Origin of the sequence: Flavobacterium tiangeerense, from assembly GCF_007830355.1 — a bacterium.
Taxonomy (GTDB): Bacteria; Bacteroidota; Bacteroidia; order Flavobacteriales; family Flavobacteriaceae; genus Flavobacterium; species Flavobacterium tiangeerense.
In genome coordinates this window covers 1-20,338 of the sequence record NZ_VLKO01000006.1, presented here as the reverse complement: position 1 = coordinate 20,338, position 20,338 = coordinate 1, and the positions used below count along the sequence as shown (strand labels likewise).

Sequence of the window (20,338 nt, the reverse complement as noted above, 5' to 3'; positions counted from 1 at the left end):
TTCAGGGATTAATAATTATAATTCATAACTCATAATTTAAAATGATACAAACAGTAATTTTTGATATGGATGGCGTAATCGTAGATACAGAGCCGGTTCACCGCTACGCGTATTTCAAGCAATTTGAAGAGCTAAATATTGCTGTTACCGAAGAAATGTACACTTCGTTTACTGGTTTTTCCACACGAAATACCTTTCAGAAATTGAAAGAGTTATTTACAATTGACCAAGAAGTAGAGGAATTAATTCAGCGGAAACGTACTATTTTTAACGATGCTTTTGACAGTAAGGCTGATTTAGAATTGCTGGAAGGTGTTGAAAATTTAATTCAAGAATTACATCAAAATGGGATACAATTAATTTTGGCCTCATCAGCATCTAAGGTTACCATTGAACGGGTTTTTAATAGGTTTAAGTTGCACGACTATTTTTCGCATAAAATAAGCGGGGAAGATTTTGCACAATCAAAACCACATCCTGCCATTTTTGAACATGCTGCAAGCCTATCTATTGCCCCAAAAGAGAATTGTATCGTTATTGAAGATAGTACTAATGGCATTAAAGCTGCAAATGCCGCAGGAATTTTTTGTGTAGGCTACAACAGTATTCATTCTGCTGATCAAGATTTGTCAATTGCAGATGTGATCATCAATCATTTTAACGAATTGAATTTTGAATAGGTGCAGGAAATCAAGGCTAAATTAAGGAATAATTAACATTTAAGAGTATCTGAATTTGTAAATTTGAAAATCATAAAATAACAAACCATGAAAAAAATGATTATCGCGCTAGCCCTTTTTGTGGCTGGTTTAAGTGCAGAAGCACAATTAAAAACACCTCAATCTAGTCCTAAAACTACCATAAACCAAGTTGTGGGATTAACTGATGTTGAAATTACTTATTCAAGACCAAGCGCTAAGGGTAGAGTAGTTTTTGGAAATTTAATTCCGTTTGGAAAAGTTTGGAGAACAGGAGCTAACGAAAACACAATAGTTTCTTTTAGTGACGATGTAGTTATTGATGGAAAAATCTTAAAAAAAGGAAAATATTCTTTGTACACGATTCCTAAAATTGAAAGTTGGGATGTAATTTTCTATAAAACTACTGATAACTGGGGAAATCCAGAAGAATGGAAAGAAGAAAATGTAGCTTTGAAAACATCAGTTAAGCCAGAAACATTAAATAAAAGTGTAGAAACTTTTACAATAGGAGTTAGCGGTTTAGACAATAATTATGCTTTTCTAGAAATGTATTGGGAAAATTCATATGCAGCAGTAAAATTTGAAGTTCCTACACAGCAAAAAACTACTGCTAATATAGATAAAGTGTTGGCAGGTCCATCTGCTGGGGATTATTTCTCTGCAGCTCAGTTTTTGTTTCAATCTAATGGAGATGCTAACAAAGCATTGGCTCATGTTAACAAAGCATTAGACATGACAAAAGAAAAACCTTTTTGGTACAACAGATTGAAATCTTTGATTCAAGCAAAATTAGGCGATAAAAAAGGAGCTGTAGAAACTGCAAAAGCTTCCCTAGCAGCAGCAGAAATTGCAAAAAATCAAGATTATGTAAAAATGAATAAAGACAGTATTGCTGAATGGAGTAAGAGCTAAAAAGCAAAACAAATACTTTAAATCCCGAATTACCATGGTAGTTCGGGATTTTTTTTTGATGAACTGGATTATAGGAATTACAGCATACAGTTTTCTTATAGATTTACAGGTATACAGTCTTTTGTAAGATTGTAATGTTCTAGTTTAAAATTAGACAAAATCCTTTGGTGAGGAGAAATCTAAATTTTTTAGCTCTCTCGTGTTCAACTAGTTTGTGAATCAAGACCAAATAAAAAATCTTATTCTGGTTTTAAAACTATAAAACAAGAATAAGATTTTTTATCAGGAATAAGTACAGTATTTAGTGCGCTACTTCTTTTTGGGACTTTCTAAAAATTGTAAACTGAAACAGCAATGAAATAATTATAGTTAGCATGGCGCCAATAAAATTTAGCCATAAATAGCCTAACTTTTCCTGACCGCTAGGATATACATAAATAGCGTAGTAATAAATGATAAAAATGGTGAGTTGACTTACCACAGCACTGTAAAAAATAGCTTTTGATTGTACTTTGTGGATATAAAAACCTACTAGAAAAATCCCTAAAACGGTCCCGTAAAATATAGATCCAATAATGTTTACTAATTGAATTAAATTTTCAAATAAAGTTCCAACACAGGCAAAAAGAATGGCAATCACACCCCATAAAAGTGTAAAAAACTTTGTTGCATACAAAAAATGTTTTTCTGATTTTTCACCTTTTACATTTCTTTTGTAGATATCTATAGCAGTTGTAGATGCTAAGGCATTAAGTCCTGAGGCAGTTGATGACATGGCCGCCGATATAATTACAGCCAATAATAACCCAATAAGACCTTTTGGTAAATAATTAAGAATAAAATGAAAAAACACGTAATCTTTATCATTGGTTTCGCTGTTACTATCTGCTTTTAGAATGATCTCTTTGGCTTTGTCTCTTAAATCTTTTTCTTTATTTGATAAAGCTACTAGTTCTTTTCTCAAGATAGGATTGTCATAATCTTGGTTAAGCTGATCAATATACAGTAAGTTTATGACTTTTTTATCTTCAGAAAGATCATTCAGTTTTTGTTCTAATGCGTTGTACTCTCCTTTATATGCTGATTTTTCAATCAATGTTTTATTGTTTGGATTGAAATTCAAAGGTACCGGATTAAACTGAAAAAAAACAAACACCATGACACCTGTAAGTAATATGAAAAACTGCATAGGAACTTTTAAAAGTCCGTTCATAATCAGTCCCATTTGACTTTCACGTACAGATTTCCCCGATAAATAGCGACCCACTTGGGATTGATCTGTTCCAAAATAGGCTAGTGCCAAGAAAAAACCGCCTGTTATACCACTCCAAAAAGTATATTTTTCTTCGGGATCAAAAGAGAAATTGACAATGTTCATTTTATCATTGGCACCTGCAATATGAAGAGCACTAGAAAACGTCATATCATTAGGTAAATAATACAGAATAAGAAAGAATGTGATAAACATTCCAGACATGATCACAAACATCTGTTGTTTTTGAGTCACATTTACAGCTTTTGTCCCTCCAGAAAACGTGTAAATAATTACCAAGAAACCTATTATAATATTCATATATGTCAGGTTCCATCCGAGTATAGCAGATAAAATTATTGCGGGGGCATAAATAGTTAATCCAGTTCCCAAGCCTCTTTGAAACAAGAACAGTATGGCAGCAAGAGAGCGGGTTTTTAAATCAAATCTTTTTTCGAGATACTCGTATGCTGTGTACACTTTATACTTGTGGTACAACGGAATAAAGGTTACACAAATAATAACCATGGCAATAGGTAATCCAAAATAAAACTGCACAAAACCCATTCCGTCATGGTAAGCCTGACCTGGAGTAGATAAAAATGTAATTGCACTAGCTTGTGTTGCCATTACAGATAGTCCTACGACATACCACGGAGTTTCGTTATTACCAAGTATAAAATCCTCAACGTTTTTACTTCCTTTTGTTTTCCAAGCTCCGTAAATAACAATAAAAAGTAATGTGACAATTAATATAATCCAATCAAATAATTGCATAGTTTAAGAGTATAATTTCATAATAAGACAAAAAATGGCAATGTATATGGCATTTGCCACCAATACCCAAGTGTAATTTTTTTTCCAAGTTTTTTGTTTCAATGGTTCCATAGTTATAAATTAGAGCTTGTTGTTTTGAATTGATATGGTTTGTGAAGGCTTTAAAGAGATAATATTTGAGATCAATTTATAAGCACCCGTAACACCTTCTGGTAGTTCCCTAAAAAAACTAATGCCTGTGTATACATAATGTCCTTTGCCGTAAGGCGCAATTAATAAAGCGCCATTTTTAGGTGTTTCTCCTTTATCATTTGATGAAAAAATAGGGGTAAACGCCTTGTCAAATTCATTTGGGTAATATAATCCTTGCTCTTGTTTCCAGCCTTTAAAATCTTGTGCCGTTATTGTATTAGGATAATTCATAACGGGATGATTTGGAGCCAAAAAACGAACTTCAGCATCCTCCTCGGTAACACGATCTCTAGATAATTTTAAAGGATAAGGTGCTATGTCATTGGTCACTAAGTCACCTGCAGTATTGTATTGAACAATCATTGTTTTTCCGTTTTTTACAAAATCAAAAAGGATTGCTTGTTTGTTAACCAATGCGTTGATAGTATTGTATGCTCTAACTCCTGTTATTACTACATCAAAGTTTTCTAGCTTTTCTGGTGTAATTTCATCTGCTTTGATTAATGTTACTTTATATCCTAACTGTGTCAAGCTGTTTGGGACTTCATCACCAGCACCCATAATGTAAGCAATTCTTTCTTCATTTGTTTTTAAGTCGGTTTTGATACATTTAGCCGATGCAGTTTGAAGTACTTGCTGTTTTGTAATATGATCGTAAGAAATGATAATTTGTTCTTTATCAAATCTTTTATTGTCAATAATTGCAACACTTTTAGCTATTGTTTCCTCAGCTTTTTTTGGAGCTGTAACATCAAAATAAAAAATTTGCTCCATTCCCTTTTTTTCAAATGAAAACGGAATGTTTTGAGGTGTTACTGTCCAGTTTTTTGGAAGTTCAAGCTGTAAATTTCCTTTAATATTATCTTTACCAGCTTTAATTTTAACACCTACTTGTTTAGTTTTTGTGTCTTTAAAAAGCAAAACCTTATCTGTAATTGCAGTAGTTACATCTGGAACAATATCAAGGTAATTGTAAACTTCACCTTTTACGTCATCATTATATTTGTAAACAATGGTACGCTCGTATGGAATTTCAATTCCGTTGATACGAATATTAAATTCTACTTTCGCTTCTCTTAAAATGTCTGGAACACCTCTTTTATTTTGGTCGTTTACAGTATACATTCCAGTTGTACCCGCATCTTGCAACCAATATGGTTGTGTATAATCTAGGTTTTCAGGAAGTTTAAAATCAAGATTTATTGTTTTGAGTAGATTGTATTTTAAATCTTGGTTTTGACTTGAAAGAATGTTATTTGGTATTGTTTTAACACTAATCAACTCCATGGGAATGGCACTTCTATTGATAGCTTCAAGTTTTAATTTTAGGGTACTCCCAGGAGTTGTCTCTTGGTTTTGGGCCACAGCTTCTAAATACAATCCAGCACATGCAGCAATGATTTCTTTTACTGCGGCTGCTTTTACAGGTGACCATTGATTAGGTTCTAAGGCTTGCATCATGGTGAAGGCTTTCGCCAAATTTGGAATACTTGCCGAAGGATTTTTTGAGTCAAATTCCTTTGCTATGATTGCGAGTAGTTCGCCAATAGGAGCGCCTCCTTTTACACGATTCCAGGAAGTATCTATACCTTCAAAAAGAGATTTTTTATCTTTTAAAGCTTCTCCATTTATGAATTCCAAATATTCAGTCTCCTCACCGCGAACACCTGTACTACCAAAACCTTGTGATTGATGACGACTCCGACTCAAAGCAGCAATTTCTTGGTTTGATTTCCCTAGATTACTATAATATGTACCCGTTTCAAGGCTAATTAAGTTTGTTTTATCAGCAGCATTAAATTTTTCCATTGTACCGTAAAACCACCATGAAGTATTAAAAAATTGTCTTTTAGTTTGCCAAGGCTTTACAAATTGTAATTGCTCGGGAAAAACAGTTGGATCATTAGCCATCTTAAAACTTTCAACGCTTAACATTGCTGATGCGGTGTGATGCCCGTGTGTGGTTCCCGGAGATCTATGATCAAAGCGATTAACAATTACATCTGGTTGGAATTTTCTTATTGCCCAAATTACATCAGCTAATACTTTTTCTTTTTCCCAAATGGATAAAGTTTCCGTTGGATTTTTTGAGAATCCAAAATCATTTGCTCTCGAGAAAAATTGTTCACCACCATCTATTTTTCTAGCTTCTATAAGTTCTTGAGTTCTTATTACACCTAGTAATTCTCGTAACTGTGTACCAATTAAATTTTGCCCACCATCTCCTCTAGTTAACGAGAGATAAGCTGTGCGTGCTTTTTGATCATTGGCAAGAAAAGAAATAAGTCTCGTGTTCTCATCGTCAGGGTGTGCGGCTATGTATAATACTGAGCCTAGAAAATTGAGTTTTTCAATTTGATTGTAAATTTCAACTGAATTAAGTTTTTGAGGTTGTTGTGCATTTGTGATTTGCAAACAAATTAGCAATACAATACTGATTAAGTAGCTTTTTTTATACATTATCTAAATATATTATTCCTTTAACTCCAAATGTAGGGATTAAATATTTTTTACAAAATTTTTTAACGTTCGATACTGTTTATAAAATCTTTTCTACAAAAAAAGGGAGAAAAACATTTAGTGTTCTTCTCCCTTTTTTAAGTATATATGATTCCTTAATCTCTATCATGTCCACGTCCGTGATCTCTATCGTGTCTTTTATCTTTTTGTTTGTAGTTTTTGTGGTCATCATGACGATCATTGTCTCTGTGTCCTTTATAGTATTCTCGATTATCAGGTCTATTGTTTGCGTAAACTCTTCTATCTACATTGTACACTACATTTCTAGGTTCATTACCTCTGTACCCTCTATAGTATTTTACTTTATGGGTTTTAAAATGATTGTAAGGACTTGGACCATGGTAATCGTTAAGAACTACTTTACACCCTGTGTTTAGATTGTAATTTCTATATTGATTAGGTAGAAACCTTGCACGAATCCATCTTCCACTGTCAAAATATATAAATCGTGTAGCTCTTACATCATAATAAGCTTCTACGTCTGGTAAGTAATAATACTCAGCATTTACATTTCCTACTGGTCCCCAAGAAGGAGCACTACCAATATTTACATTTATAGATACTTGTGCTTGCATTGAACTTGTAACTAGTAAAATAATTCCAGCAGCTATCAATTTAATCGTTTTCATATTATTCTATTTTATTGATTTATTATAAAAATGTTTTTTTATCTCTATCAACAATTTTCAAGAACTGTGCCAAATCAGATTAAGTACTATTTATTAAAGAAAGAGGGAAATATATCAAAAGATTTATTTTATATTTAAATTATTGGTAATTAAATATTTAAAATTTAATTTTTACCTTTTCCATGACCATTATTTCCTTTGTCTTTTTTATTGTTTCCGTGATTTCCTTGTTCGCTTTTGTAATTTTTATTGGCTTTAAATGAACTTGAATTATTCACTTTGTAAACTCCAATATTTTTTTGAGGTTTACCTTTGTACCCTTTATAATATTTTGTTTTGTGTGTTTTAAAATTAACGTAAGGAGTTTTACCACGATAATCATTCAACACTACCTTGTATCCATTATATAAGTTATAGCTTCGATATTGATTGGGTAGATTTCTAGATCTGATCCATCCACTATTACCTAAAAAAATAAATTCTGTTGCTCTAACGTCATAATAAGCTTCAATATCTGGTAAATAATAATAGTCTACTGCTGAATATCCTGATGGTCCCCAAGCTGGAGGTGTACCGATATTTACATTTACAGATACTTGTGCTTCTATTGAAAAAGAATAGGTCATAAAAAGTATCCCAATTAATATTGTTTGAATGGTTTTCATAATTTAAAATTTATTTAATTGTTTTAGTAATATAATGGAGGTATAATGGAAAAAAAAAGAGGAAACGCATTTACGTTTCCTCTTCAAATCTTTAAAATTTGCTTTACAAAAGCAATATAAGTAAAAGAATAATTATAATAATAGCTCCTACAGATAAATAGACACCATTACCCGTAGATTTTAATTCAGTTTTTATTGCTCGAACTTCTTTTCTAAGTTCTTTTTTTTCTGCTCGACTCATTTCTGATTTGTCCATTGCTTTTATTTCATCAAGACGATTCAATAAAACTTTAACTTCTGCAGGAACTTCTTTTGGAGTAGAAGAAATTGTAGTTGGATTTTTTTCAGCGGCAAATACTTGTGTTGGTAGCACACTTAATGACAACACCATCATCATTAAGTAGAAGGTAACTTTTTTCATTATTATTGGTTTTAGAAGTGATTATTAAGATAACAAATATAAAGTATTAAGACATAGTTGATTTACATAATTTGAAATATAAATTGTATAATTCACACTCGATTTTTGATGTTAATTTATTTTTTTTTGTTTGTTGATTTTCAATTATTTATACTGTACAGTTCTTGGTTTTGCTAAATCAAAATCCTGCAATCTAAAATCAGTTGTTTCGACTGCATTTGTTTTAAAAATTGAACTCCCATTGCCAGGTATTGTTGGGTAATAGGATAATGAAATTTGGAAAGAACTAAAAACAAGGTAATCGTTATTGATAATGAATCCAATACTCAACTTGGAATAAGCTTTGCTTTCTAAAAAGCTTTTTGAGGTGTTGCCTAGCGCTGCAATTGAGTAGTTGATAAATGGATTCAAGCGAAATCCCCAAAGATTCCAAGGGGAGTATCCTTGAGTTTGTAGTGTTAAGATAGCCTTTTGAGTTCCATAGGCTGCCATAGTAAAACCACTAAGCCCGTAATTTTCATTTATTGATAATTGATCACCGTAGGCATTAGCTCTTTTAGAACCAATTATTACCTGAGGTTTTACAAATTGTCTGATTTTCCACTTACCAATTGTCATTAAGTTAGTAAAATAGTTGGCTTCAAAAGTAAATGCAGTTTGCATCGTATTTGAGTTTTCTAAAAATGTTCCAAATTCAAAATTGGTACTCAAAAAGCCCCATTTATAAAAGTTACCAAAAGACGCACGAGAACCCAGATACATACGTCTAGCATTATTTTTATATTGATATCCACCTGTTAATGCATAGATTTTACCAATAGGTATATCCTCAATTATACCATATTGAAATATGTATCGATCTCGAACGAAGGTACGTGACGAAATTCCTACTCCAATTAAGGCAAGTTTTTCATTAGAATAAAAATCTTCGGGATCATATACCGCTGTAGGACTTTCTGAATATTTTAAATTCATAAATCGGCTCGTTACAACAAGATTTGTAGTTCGGTCACCAACCGAGTTCCCTTTAAATAGCTTGAAAGCGCGCCCTAGCCATAAGTCATGTGTATTGTATTTAAAATTTTGAAATTCAAAAACAGCATTCAAGTCAGGAAGAGAATCTTTTCTAAACTGTTGATCTAGATAAATACCGCCTGCCCATTTTGTCAAAGGGGAATAAAAAGGCCGTTCAATATTTATACTTTTGCCATAATAACCGTCTAAATCTATTTGATACCTTACTTTAGTGTTTATGAAAGTATTTTTAATATTAGGAATACTATACGACACATCATAAGCAGTTTTTGAATCACTAAATTGATTTTTGATCTTATTTTCAAATTGATGTCCTGACCCTAAAAAATTACGTTCATTAATTTCAATATTCATTTTTGAACTTGAAAGTGATCCTTTTGGAATAATACTCCAGGAATCTAAAATGCGAATAGAAATGTCAACGGAATCAGGGCTATTGGCAATGCTTTGCGGAGCCACATCTACGCGGTTTACGTATCGTTGCGAGCGAATCAATCGTTCAGATTCTCTTACAAGTAAAGAATCAAAAGGTTTGTTTTTTTTAATTAAAAGTAAATTTAAAATGGCTAATCTATTGGTTTTTACATGGATTTTATTACCGGTTCGCTCAGCCCAATTTTTTGGTTTTTTTGAAGTGTCAACATCTGAGTATCCAAATGGATCTAAGGTTACAATGTTTATTTTTCGAATAATTTTACCTTCGTAATCGGAGTATTGTTTCTGTACTTGTTTAGTGCTTCTGCTTTTTATAACAGAAGATCTAAAGATTAGTTTGTGCATCACCTGTGTAAACTTGGTCTTTTTAGAAAAGTTTTTAATATTGGAATAGATGGCAGTACTATCCTTTGAAGTCGCTTTTTTTTGTGCAAAAGTCAACTGTCCTGCACAAAGAATAAGCAGGGATAATAAAGTTTTTGTTAGGGTACTCATTTTATAAAAATCAAGGGTACAGTTGACAGACTGAAATAACTACCCCTCAATCAATGATGGGGTAGGCATAGGATATAGAAACTAAAACTTATTGATCTATTCTTTAGTTTTTGAGGGGTCAATTTCAGTTGTAGTTTCTGTAAAAACGGGATTGATGACATCCGTTTTAAATACGCTTTTTTTGGATTCTTCTTCTGAATCAAAAAGGGGTAATTTTATGTTACGCCACGTGTACGTTTTGGGTAAATGATCACCCATAAGGTAACCCCAAGGCTCTAATGTGTCTATTCTATCGAAAATAACTTTCAAAACAGCCAATATAGGCAGTGCAAGAAACATTCCAGAAACCCCTGCTATGGCACCACCAATAATGATGGCAATAATAGATATAAATGCATTGATTTCAACTTTTGAACTTACAATTAACGGTACCAAAATATTGTTATCAATAAGCTGAACAACTACAGTAACTGCAATAACACCAACAATTATAGATAAATCAGGTGTGCCTGTTAAAGTGGCCACGATACTTAAAACTCCTGCAAAAAGAATTCCTATGTACGGAATCAAGTTTAAAATACCAGTCATCACTCCCAGTAATATAGCATATTTAACACCGATTAACATCAATCCAATTGTAGTCATTGTGGCTACTAATATCATTTCTATAATTAACCCCACGATATAACTGTTTATAGCAATACGTATGTTGGTCAATATATCTTTTAGTTTATGATGGTGTTCTTTATCAACAAGTTTTGATAAAAACATCAAAAAGTGGGTTCGGTATAATAATATTAAAAAAGTGTAAATAGGTATTAGGGTTAAATTTACAAGAGTATCTGTAAATGACATCAATGTTGTGCCCAAAATCTCTTTTCCTTTTTCTAATGAATCTTCGGTTGCAGTATCAATATATTGTTTTTGTTCTCTTGAACTTACATGAAACGTATCTCTAATGAAACCTTGAATATTAGAGAGATGGATGTTTATGTTTTTCTCAATCTTATCAAAATCTTCAGCAAAATCACTTATTTGATAGGATAAAAAAACAAAAAGTCCAATGAAGAACAAGATGAATAAAATTACTACAATCATTACTGCTAAGACGTTGGGAAACCTAAGTTTTAATTTTAAAAATTGAGCAATTGGATATAATAAGATCGCAAACAAAAACGACATTATAATGGGAACAATTATATTTTGCCCTATGTAAAATATAAAAATCAAGGAAATTAAACCCAATGTGATAAAAGTAAGCTTAGCGTAAAAAGGAAATTTTAGTTCTTCGTTCATATAGAAATGGTTTGAGTTGTCTTACAAATATATAAGAACAATTTACAGTACAAAAATCAATAAAAAACCTCAACTAGTAATTACATCATTACTTCAAATGATTACAATATTATCACATAATAAATTCTTATTTCCCTTTACTATAGGAAACTATTAATCTGTAAATTCTTGATCAGCATGTTTATTTTTAATAATCGAAATCCCTTTTTGCAGTAATAAATTGTTTGGAAAAATGATTTTCTCACCTTCATCGGTCAATAAAAAAACATGAAATGCACCTATATCCTCAATCTCTGCTTGAATGGGGAAATCTTTATCATGAATTTTTATCACATCACCAATTTTAAACGGAAATGAAAAAAACAAGATAATTCCAGAGGTAATATTGCTTAAAATAGACCATTGCGCAAACATGGCTACACCTACAACGGTAGTAAATGAAGATAACGCAATAATAATATCTTTGGGTTGTACTCCCCAAACAATAATCAACGCAATTACTACTAATATATTGATGAACAAATGAAGGTATTTGATCACTAAATTAGTTCTGTGCTCAATTGTTAAATTAGACTTTGCATATCTTCTCACAATTTTTGTTGTGACGTATCGTAAAAAAAAGAGTAATATACCTATAATTCCTGTAGCTATAATTTCTTTAGAATATTCGTTTACAAATTGAATTAACATAGGCTTTATAATTTTGAAAGGTACTCATACACTTTATCTGTAGGCATTCCCATCACGTTAGCATAAGATCCTTCAATTCTTGAAACTCCTATAAAACCGATCCATTCTTGGATTCCGTAAGAACCAGCTTTGTCATAAGGTTTGTAATTTTCTAAATAATACGCAATAGCTTCATCGCTCAGAGCAGTAAAGGTAACTTTGGTAACTTCATGAATAACATCCATTTTTTCCGAAGTTTTAAAACAAACCGATGTAATTACTTCATGTGTCGCATTCGATAAGGATTTTAAAATTTCAAAAGCATTTTCTTTATCTTTTGGTTTACCCAAAGCTTTACCTTCATGCCAAACAATGGTGTCACTAGTTACTAAAAGTTCATTTTTATCCAGTTCGTTTTCAAAAGCCGATGCTTTTAACTCCGCTAAATAATCAGTTATTTCGTGTGCTTTTAATCCAGATGGATAAACTTCTTCTATTTCTTTGAGTCGTATTTCAAAATCGAGATCTAAATCTTTAAAAAATTGTTGGCGTCTTGGCGAACCTGATGCCAAAATTATTTTGTAATCTTTCAGTTTGTTTTTAAGCATTGTATTTGATATTTATTCGGATAATAGCTGATGATAGGATTCCAAAAAAGAGTATCCACTTGAGTATAACGCTCAAATTTTTAAAATCTTTTGTTGCGTTTGCAGTATATATTTTTACAATAAAAAATAATAAAGGCCCTACTACAAATATCAACAAATAAATAGTTACAAAAAACAAGTTTAATAAGTAACTGTTGATATAATATAATATGGCTGCAAGAGGAATAAAGCTTAGGGCAAAAACAGTTTTTGCGGCTCTAGACTTTCCTATTGCAATAGGCAGCGTGTACATACCTTGATTAAAATCACCATCATTATCCTCAATATCTTTTACAATTTCTCTAATAAAATTAATCATAAAAGCAAAGACAGCGTAGTCAAGAAGTATTGAAAATAAAATACCCATTTGCTGTTTATTATCAGGTACGGTGGCAGGATATAAATCAAAAACACCTATAATTACAACACTAAAAGATAATAAAAGTGCTACAATTACATTGCCTGTAAGTAACATTTGTTTCAAACTTGTTGCATAAAGGTATAGCGTAGCTGCTATCAATACAAAAATTGAGGCAAAACCAGGTTTAGAAATTACATTTGAAAGATAAAAACCTATTCCTACACCTACAATTTTGAGTCCCACATATAAATTGTAAGCTTGAGATTCAGAAATGCTTTTTCCAACGGTCATTCTACTGGGTTTGTTGATAGCATCTGTACCTTGATCAAAAATATCATTTATCACATAACCGCCCGCTGCAATACATACAGAAGATAAAACAAGCAAAAGGTATTGCCAGTCTTGAAGTGCCAATGTTACATTTTCGAATTGAAAATATCCAAATCTAAAAACGAGTTGCATCAAAGCAAGCATTAAGAGATTTTGGTATCGAATGAGTTTTAAATAGTGCATAATATTACGTTTAAAATCATTTTAAAACTAAATTGATTTCATTAAGTATGAGTAAAAAAATAGTATTAACTAATCATGATTACCTTCAAAATGGGTATTCCATTTTCCTTGAGTTTTCATAACTTGTTCAATAACATCACGTACAGCTCCTTTACCACCGTGTTTATGAGATATATAGCCTGAAATGGTTTTTATTTCTGGACTAGCATCTTGCGGGCAGGTAGGCAAACCTACAAATTTCATCACATGATAATCCGGAATATCATCACCCATGTATAATACGTTTTCAGGTTTTATTTGGTACAAATTGGTGTATTCATCAAAGGTTTCAACTTTATTAGGTGTGCCCAAATAAATATCGGTTATACCTAGATTTCGTAAGCGTACTCGAACACCTTCGTTACTTCCGCCAGATATGATACACACCTTATATCCGCTTTCTACAGCCGCTTTCATGGCATATCCATCGCGAATGTTCATTGTTCTTAACATTTCACCTTCATTGGTCACAAAAACAGATCCATCTGTAAGTACACCATCTACATCAAAAATAAATGTAGTGATATCATTCATTATTTCCTTATAACTTTTTGACATTTTCTTGTATAGATTGGGTTAGAATTTTATAAATGTTTAAATATTTTTTGTGTGCCAAAAAAGTTTCATGCGCTTCAATGGTTTTTTGGTCGTTCCTTTTTGCAGGCCCAGTTTGGGCTTCTTGTGGAGTTAAAATTTCAAGTTTTTGAACAGTTTCAAAAATTAACGGCTTCAAAATTTCAAAAGGAATTTGGTTGTCCTGACAAATTTCTTGGCTAATTTGGAACAAATGATTGGTAAAATTATTGGCAAATACGGCAGCAATATGCAATGCTCTTCTTTGTTCTGAATTGATTGCATACACTTTTTTAGAAATAGATTGTGCTATTTTAAGAAGTATATGATAATCTGGTGCGTTTTCACTTTCAAGACAAATAGGTATTTTAGAAAAGTCTACTTTTTTATTTTTTGTAAAAGTTTGTAAGGGATAAAAAACACCTTTTCTATTGTCTTCATGGATTGCGGTAAGTGGAATGCTGCCTGATGTATGTACTACTAATCGGTTTTTAAAGGGTAGCTTTGCCGAAACTTCTTCAATAGCATCATCGGCCACACATATAATGTATACATCAGCCTCGGCAAGGGAATTAAAATCATCTGTAATTTGATTCCAAGACAGTAGGTGAGACAGTGCTGATTTTTGTCTTGTGTAGACTTGTATTAATTCAATTTCTTTGTTTTGTTCCTCAACTTGAAAAGCCTCAATTAAATGTTGAGCTACATTTCCAGAACCTATAATAACTACTTTATTCATCAGACAAAATTAGAAAAAAAAATATAAAAAAAAATCAATTGGAGATTACTGTAAAAATGTAACAGTTTGAAACCGAAAATAAATGTTTTTCTCTCTTAACACCACCTTAATTTTGATTTAATTAACAAATGTCAGCTAAAAGTACTCAACATTTTTAAGTACTTTTGTGGCAATTTTACAAAACATAATCTCCTAAAAATGGAAAAAAAAATAGTTTCTTTTTTGTTTTCTACACGTTTGATGGCTTTCTTGTTTATAGCATATGCAGTTGCTATGGGTACCGGAACTTTTATAGAAAGTAAATACAATACAGATACTGCAAAAATCTTGATTTACAATGCTTGGTGGTTTGAGGCCATTCATGTCTTTTTTGTGATTAATTTTATTGGTAACATCAAGCGATATCAATTATTAAAAAAAGAAAAGTGGGCTACCTTATTGCTCCATTTGTCGTTTATTTTCATCATTGTTGGTGCATTTGTAACGCGTTATATAAGTTATGAAGGAGTTATGCCGATTCGTGAAGGAGCTACTGAAAATCAGATTTTTTCAGAGAAAACGTTTCTTACCGTTTTTGTTGATGGAGAGTATAAAGGCGAAATGAAACGTAGAGTTTTCGAGAAAAAAATACTGTTATCTCCTGCTACAAATAATGATTTTAGCATGTCAGGAAAATTTGCCGATACCCCATTTGAAGTAGAATATGAAAACTTTATAATGGGTGCCAAAGAATATATAAAACCAGATCCAAAAGGAATTTTGTATTTAAAAATAGTTGAAGCTGGCGATGGTGGAAGACACGAACATTTCTTGAAAGAAGGCGAAGTTCAAAACATTCATAACGTTTTGTTTTCACTCAATAAATACACTGATGGCGCTATAAACATTACCACAAATGGTAAAGAATATACCATTCAAACTCCTTTTGAAGGTAACTTTATGCGTATGGCAGATAAGTTACAAGGTAAAGTTACCAAGGATAATGCACAACCCTTAATGATGCGTTCTTTATATAGCATAGGCGAAATGCGTTTTGTATTTCCTGATCCTGCCGTAAAAGGAATTGTAGACTATGAATCGGATAATGATTTTAAAGCTAAAACGCATGAAGATGCTATTACGTTTAAAATAAAAGCAGAAGGTCAGGAAAAAACAGTTACTCTTTTAGGAACCAAAGGTAAAGTAGGGGAGTCCAAAACGGTTAAAATTGGAAAAATAGATTATTCGTTTTTCTACGGAAGCAAAGCCTATGTATTACCTTTTAAAATCAAATTGAATGATTTTATTGCTCAAAAATACCCAGGAACAGAGAAAAGTTATTCCTCTTTTGAAAGTAAAGTAACGGTTCAAGATAAAGAGTCATTTGATGCCCGAATTTATATGAATAATGTTTTAGATTATGAAGGATATCGTTTTTTTCAATCGGGATTTGACCCTGATGAAAAAGGAACTATTTTATCCGTAAACCATGATTTTTGGGGTACTTTATTAACGTACATCGGTTATTTTATGTTGTATTTTGCTATGATGGCTATTATGTTTACTAAATATTCAAGATTTGCGGATCTAAAAAGAAAATTGGATGTTGTGAAATCTAAAAAAGCAAAATTGCTAGGGGTTTTCCTCTTGTTTTTTAGTATGAGCGGTATGGCTCAAGAACACGATCATGCTGACCATGAAGGTCACGCACATACTGAAGCTCCAGCAAGTGAGGCAGCCGCTAGTGAAAAACCAGCACAACACAGCAGTCATTCTAAGAAAAAATTAAGCCAAGAGGAGTTAAAAGCGTTGATTACTAAATACAAAGTGTCTGAGGCTCATGCTGCTAAATTTGGTAGATTAGTGATTCAAGATGGTGGTGGAAGAATGAAACCAATCAACACTTTTTCATCAGAATTATTGCGAAAAGTAAGCCAGAGTGATTCTTATAATGATATGAATTCAGATCAAGTTTTCTTATCAATAACTCAGTATGCTAGTTATTGGATTGAGATTCCTATCATTCATTTAAGAAAAGGAAACGATAGTATAAGAAAAATAATTGGTGTTGATAGCAAAGCAAAGGTTGCACCGTTCATAGCATTTTTTGATGAAAAAGGGAATTACAAACTTTCTAAATACTTAGACGAGTCTTATAAAGCTGCTAATCCAAATCAATTTGAAAAAGATTTTATCGATACAGACAAAAGGGTAAATCTTATGGAATCTGCTTTGAGTGGTCGTATCCTTAAAATTTTCCCGATTCCAGAGGATAAAAACAATAAATGGGTTTCCTTTTTAGAATTGAATGAGGCTGGTTTTAAAGGTATGGAAGCAACTTATACCAAAAATGTGTTGCCATTGTATTTTGGTTCATTAGCAACTGCATCTACAACAGGAGATTTTAAGACTGCTGATGAATTAGTAGAAAGTATTACTGGTTTTCAAAAACGTTTTGGTAGTAAAGTAAGACCAAGTGAGGACAGAATCTCCTCAGAGATAATGTATAACAAATATGATATTTTTAGCAAATTAACCACTTGGTATATTTTGGCAGCTATTGCAATGTTGTTTTTTACCATTTTACAAATTTTCAAAGAACGTAAGTGGTTGCAATTTTCTGTAAATGGGATGCATATAATAATAGGTTTACTTTTTGTTTTACATACAGTTGGGTTAATTGCAAGATGGTATATTTCTGGACATGCACCTTGGAGTAATGCTTATGAATCTATCATTTATATTGCATGGGCAACTATGTTTTTTGGATTGGCATTTGATCGTAAATCAAAACTTACTGTGGCGTCCTCAGCATTTGTAACTGCAATGATTTTATTTGCAGCTAACTTGAACTGGATTGATCCCGAAATTGCCAACCTACAACCTGTTTTGAACTCGTATTGGTTAATGATTCACGTTGCGGTTATCGTAGGAAGTTATGGTCCATTAGCTTTGGGAATGATTTTAGGAGCTGTAGCATTATTGCTAATTATGTTTACGAATGAAAAGAATAAAGTAAAAATGGATTTAAACATTCAAGAAATTACTTATATCAATGAAATGGCTCTAACAATTGGACTTATCATGCTTACTATTGGTAACTTTTTAGGCGGACAATGGGCTAATGAAAGTTGGGGTAGGTATTGGGGTTGGGACCCAAAAGAAACTTGGGCTTTGATTACCATTATGGTTTATGCTTTTGTAATTCATGCTCGTTTTGTTCCTGCATTGCGTGGTAAATGGTTTTTTAATCTAATGAGTATGTTTGCTTTTATCTCTACATTGTTTACGTATTATGGAGTGAATTTTCACTTAGTGGGATTACATTCGTATGCAAGTGGCGAAGCACATTCACTAAGTTGGATTTGGTATACAATTGGAGGCATTGCATTATTTGGTGCTTTATCCTATCCAAAATATAGAAAGTATTATAAGAAATAAATAGCAATGCTATTTATTGAAAAGGGTTTAACTGTAGTAGAGTTAAACCCTTTTTTTGTGCCGTATATCACCTTGAACCTTTATGTATTGTATTTTTTGGTTATTTCAAAATTGTACGTCTGGTGATAGGCTGCTAATAACCTTTCACTTTGTATCTAAAAAGAAAAGTTTCGATTTTATATTGTATTGTTAATCATGTATTTATAATATGTAATTATACACTTGTTAATACTTATTATTTCCGATTAAATGCAAATTTTATCGTTGAAATACATTTTATTTATGTAATATTGTATAAAATATTATATTTATGAGGTACTTACTTATATTATTTACGGTGACTTTTCAAGGTCAAGTTTTACATCATCAAATGGTTTCTGCACAAGGTGCTTCCAAAAAATTACCAGATGGGATTTCAGTTTCACAAACGATTGGTCAAAACAGTAATGTTGGGACTTCAAGTTTTGATTATGTGATTCAGCAGGGATTTCAACAGAGTTTTTGGGGAAAGTATATTGCCTCAAATCCACCCGAGGAAATAAAATTTAATACGTATCCCAATCCATTTATTCAAACAATAAATTTCGAATTCTCAAAAATTGTTTCTGATGATATTGAAATAAATGTATTTGATATCAGTGGTAGGTTAGTTTTTAATCAAAGTAAAAAAGCAGAAAATTTCCTCTTGACTGTTTTGCTTCCGTTTTTATCAAGAGGAGAATACTTAGTTCGCTTAAATACTTCAACGTTTTCAGTATATACCAAAATCATAAAACTATGACAAAAAATTACGCTTCCTTATGTGAGTATTTAGCAACATTTTTCCGAATAATGAAAGTAAATTTTTTGTCTAAGTATGCTTTTATTTTTTTTCCGTTTGCTGCCGTGCAAAATTTTCCTTTACTCTTCTCCGAATTTTCGCAACAGTTTCTTCTTATTCAATGTAGAATTATTAGAGTCTTCGCAAATCAGAATAGTCAAAATAGCAATGTGAGTAATGTAATGCTTCCCATTGTGGTGGAACTTCCAAAACTTCTATCGAAAACGTGTAGGCAATTCTAATTTTTTTTAGAACAACTTCAATCTTATTTTTTTAAAATTTATCACATTTAATGAATCAAATTATGAAAAAAATTATTTTGCTCTTCATCTTTTTTCTTTGTGTAAAGGGTTTTGCACAAAGCAATGGAATTACCTATCAGGCCGTTATTTTGAAACCCACTAATAAAATTTCTTCAGTAACTAGTGAAAATCTGCCTGTAGCAAATAAAAACGTATGCATGCAATTCCAGTTTGTAGATGAGTTTTCAAAGATCGAATACCAGGAAGTTATTCAAACTACTACAGATCAATACGGGATGGTAAATCTTGTAATAGGTACTGGTACTCGTAATGGTGGATATGCCTCATCTTTTGATAATATAGCGTGGGTTGCTGCTCCAAAAAGATTAGTAGTGAGTATAAATATTTCAGGTGATTGTTCGTCATTTACTGAAATTAGCAATCAGCCTTTTACGACTGTTCCGTTTGCTTATGCTGCAATAAATAGTACTAATGTAACAGGTGTTGTTGCTGTAGAAAACGGAGGTACGAATGCTACCACTATTATAGGAGCAAAAACGACATTGGAACTTGATCAAGTCAATAATACATCGGATGCAGCAAAGCCAATTAGTGATGCTGCGAAATCTGCACTGCAATTAAAAGAAGATATTGCCAACAAAAGCACTAATTTTACTCAAGATGGAAGTTCAGACGTTAAGTTTCCAACTGTAAAAGCAGTTAAATCGTATGTGGATACAGGAATAAATACTCTATTTACAGCAATACAATCAGCCTTGGATTTAAAAGCACCATTGAATTCGCCAACTTTTACAGGAACCGTTTCTGGAATTGATAAAACAATGGTTGGCTTAGCAAACGTTGATAATACTTCGGATGTAAACAAACCAGTTTCCACGGCTGCTCAAACCGCTTTAGATTTAAAAGCGAATTTAGCATCTCCAACATTCACAGGAACGGTTTCGGGAATTGATAAAACAATGGT

General features: G+C 32.1%; 17 protein-coding genes. 5 read left to right on the top strand and 12 right to left on the bottom strand.

Features of this window, described 5'->3' with window-relative positions:
* Window positions 1-41: 41 nt before the first annotated feature.
* Both IQ05_RS07775 and IQ05_RS07770 read left to right on the top strand, forming a co-directional pair.
* A complete protein-coding gene (locus IQ05_RS07775; protein ID WP_144891722.1) occupies window positions 42-680 on the top strand; it encodes an HAD family hydrolase in 639 nt (212 codons plus the stop codon).
* An 87-nt stretch (window positions 681-767) separates the two neighbouring features.
* Window positions 768-1,613, top strand: a complete 846-nt coding sequence (locus IQ05_RS07770) for a DUF2911 domain-containing protein (protein ID WP_144891719.1) — start codon at window positions 768-770, stop codon at window positions 1,611-1,613.
* Between the two features lie 301 nt (window positions 1,614-1,914).
* Here the strand turns inward: IQ05_RS07770 and IQ05_RS07765 are convergent, their stop codons facing one another.
* The 12 genes from IQ05_RS07765 to IQ05_RS07710 form a co-directional block, all read right to left on the bottom strand.
* On the bottom strand, window positions 1,915-3,642 hold the full coding sequence (locus IQ05_RS07765; protein ID WP_144891717.1) for a sodium:solute symporter: 1,728 nt from the start codon (window positions 3,640-3,642) through the stop codon (window positions 1,915-1,917).
* A 120-nt stretch (window positions 3,643-3,762) separates the two neighbouring features.
* Window positions 3,763-6,294 carry a PIG-L family deacetylase gene (locus tag IQ05_RS07760; protein WP_144891715.1) on the bottom strand — a complete coding sequence of 844 codons (2,532 nt, stop codon included), beginning with the start codon at window positions 6,292-6,294 and terminating at the stop codon, window positions 3,763-3,765.
* Window positions 6,295-6,449: 155 nt separating this feature from the next.
* The gene (locus tag IQ05_RS07755; protein ID WP_144891713.1) at window positions 6,450-6,983 is read right to left on the bottom strand and encodes a hypothetical protein; all 534 of its coding nucleotides are present in this window, start codon (window positions 6,981-6,983) and stop codon (window positions 6,450-6,452) included.
* Window positions 6,984-7,147: 164 nt separating this feature from the next.
* Window positions 7,148-7,648 (bottom strand): hypothetical protein, encoded by a 501-nt coding sequence (locus IQ05_RS07750; RefSeq protein WP_144891711.1) that lies wholly within the window; start codon window positions 7,646-7,648, stop codon window positions 7,148-7,150.
* A 103-nt stretch (window positions 7,649-7,751) separates the two neighbouring features.
* Entirely contained in the window at window positions 7,752-8,069 is a 318-nt protein-coding gene (locus IQ05_RS07745) for a hypothetical protein (RefSeq protein WP_144891709.1), read from the bottom strand.
* Window positions 8,070-8,213: 144 nt separating this feature from the next.
* Window positions 8,214-10,034, bottom strand: a complete 1,821-nt coding sequence (locus IQ05_RS07740) for a BamA/TamA family outer membrane protein (protein ID WP_144891707.1) — start codon at window positions 10,032-10,034, stop codon at window positions 8,214-8,216.
* Window positions 10,035-10,130: 96 nt separating this feature from the next.
* Window positions 10,131-11,330 carry an AI-2E family transporter gene (locus IQ05_RS07735; RefSeq protein WP_144891705.1) on the bottom strand — a complete coding sequence of 400 codons (1,200 nt, stop codon included), beginning with the start codon at window positions 11,328-11,330 and terminating at the stop codon, window positions 10,131-10,133.
* Window positions 11,331-11,483: 153 nt separating this feature from the next.
* Window positions 11,484-12,020 carry a mechanosensitive ion channel domain-containing protein gene (locus IQ05_RS07730; protein WP_394345199.1) on the bottom strand — a complete coding sequence of 179 codons (537 nt, stop codon included), beginning with the start codon at window positions 12,018-12,020 and terminating at the stop codon, window positions 11,484-11,486.
* Window positions 12,021-12,025: 5 nt separating this feature from the next.
* On the bottom strand, window positions 12,026-12,607 hold the full coding sequence (locus IQ05_RS07725) for a Maf-like protein (protein WP_144891703.1): 582 nt from the start codon (window positions 12,605-12,607) through the stop codon (window positions 12,026-12,028).
* Window positions 12,600-13,520, bottom strand: coding sequence for a geranylgeranylglycerol-phosphate geranylgeranyltransferase (locus tag IQ05_RS07720; RefSeq protein ID WP_144891701.1), 921 nt, complete (start codon window positions 13,518-13,520; stop codon window positions 12,600-12,602). Before IQ05_RS07720 ends, IQ05_RS07725 begins: the two co-directional genes overlap by 8 nt.
* A 69-nt stretch (window positions 13,521-13,589) precedes the next feature.
* Complete coding sequence (locus IQ05_RS07715) at window positions 13,590-14,117, bottom strand: KdsC family phosphatase (RefSeq protein WP_144891699.1); 528 nt, start codon at window positions 14,115-14,117, stop codon at window positions 13,590-13,592.
* Window positions 14,101-14,871: a Rossmann-like and DUF2520 domain-containing protein gene (locus IQ05_RS07710; RefSeq protein WP_144891697.1), complete on the bottom strand. Its 771-nt coding sequence runs from the start codon at window positions 14,869-14,871 to the stop codon at window positions 14,101-14,103. Before IQ05_RS07710 ends, IQ05_RS07715 begins: the two co-directional genes overlap by 17 nt.
* Window positions 14,872-15,069: 198 nt before the next feature.
* Between IQ05_RS07710 and ccsA the strand changes: the two genes are divergently transcribed.
* The 3 genes from ccsA to IQ05_RS07695 form a co-directional block, all read left to right on the top strand.
* Window positions 15,070-18,291 (top strand): cytochrome c biogenesis protein CcsA, encoded by a 3,222-nt coding sequence (ccsA, locus tag IQ05_RS07705; protein ID WP_144891694.1) that lies wholly within the window; start codon window positions 15,070-15,072, stop codon window positions 18,289-18,291.
* Window positions 18,292-18,601: 310 nt separating this feature from the next.
* Complete coding sequence (locus tag IQ05_RS07700; protein WP_144891692.1) at window positions 18,602-19,072, top strand: T9SS type A sorting domain-containing protein; 471 nt, start codon at window positions 18,602-18,604, stop codon at window positions 19,070-19,072.
* A gap of 343 nt (window positions 19,073-19,415) precedes the next feature.
* Window positions 19,416-20,338 (top strand): hypothetical protein (locus tag IQ05_RS07695; protein WP_208653356.1); only part of this gene is annotated, 923 nt, incomplete at its 3' end.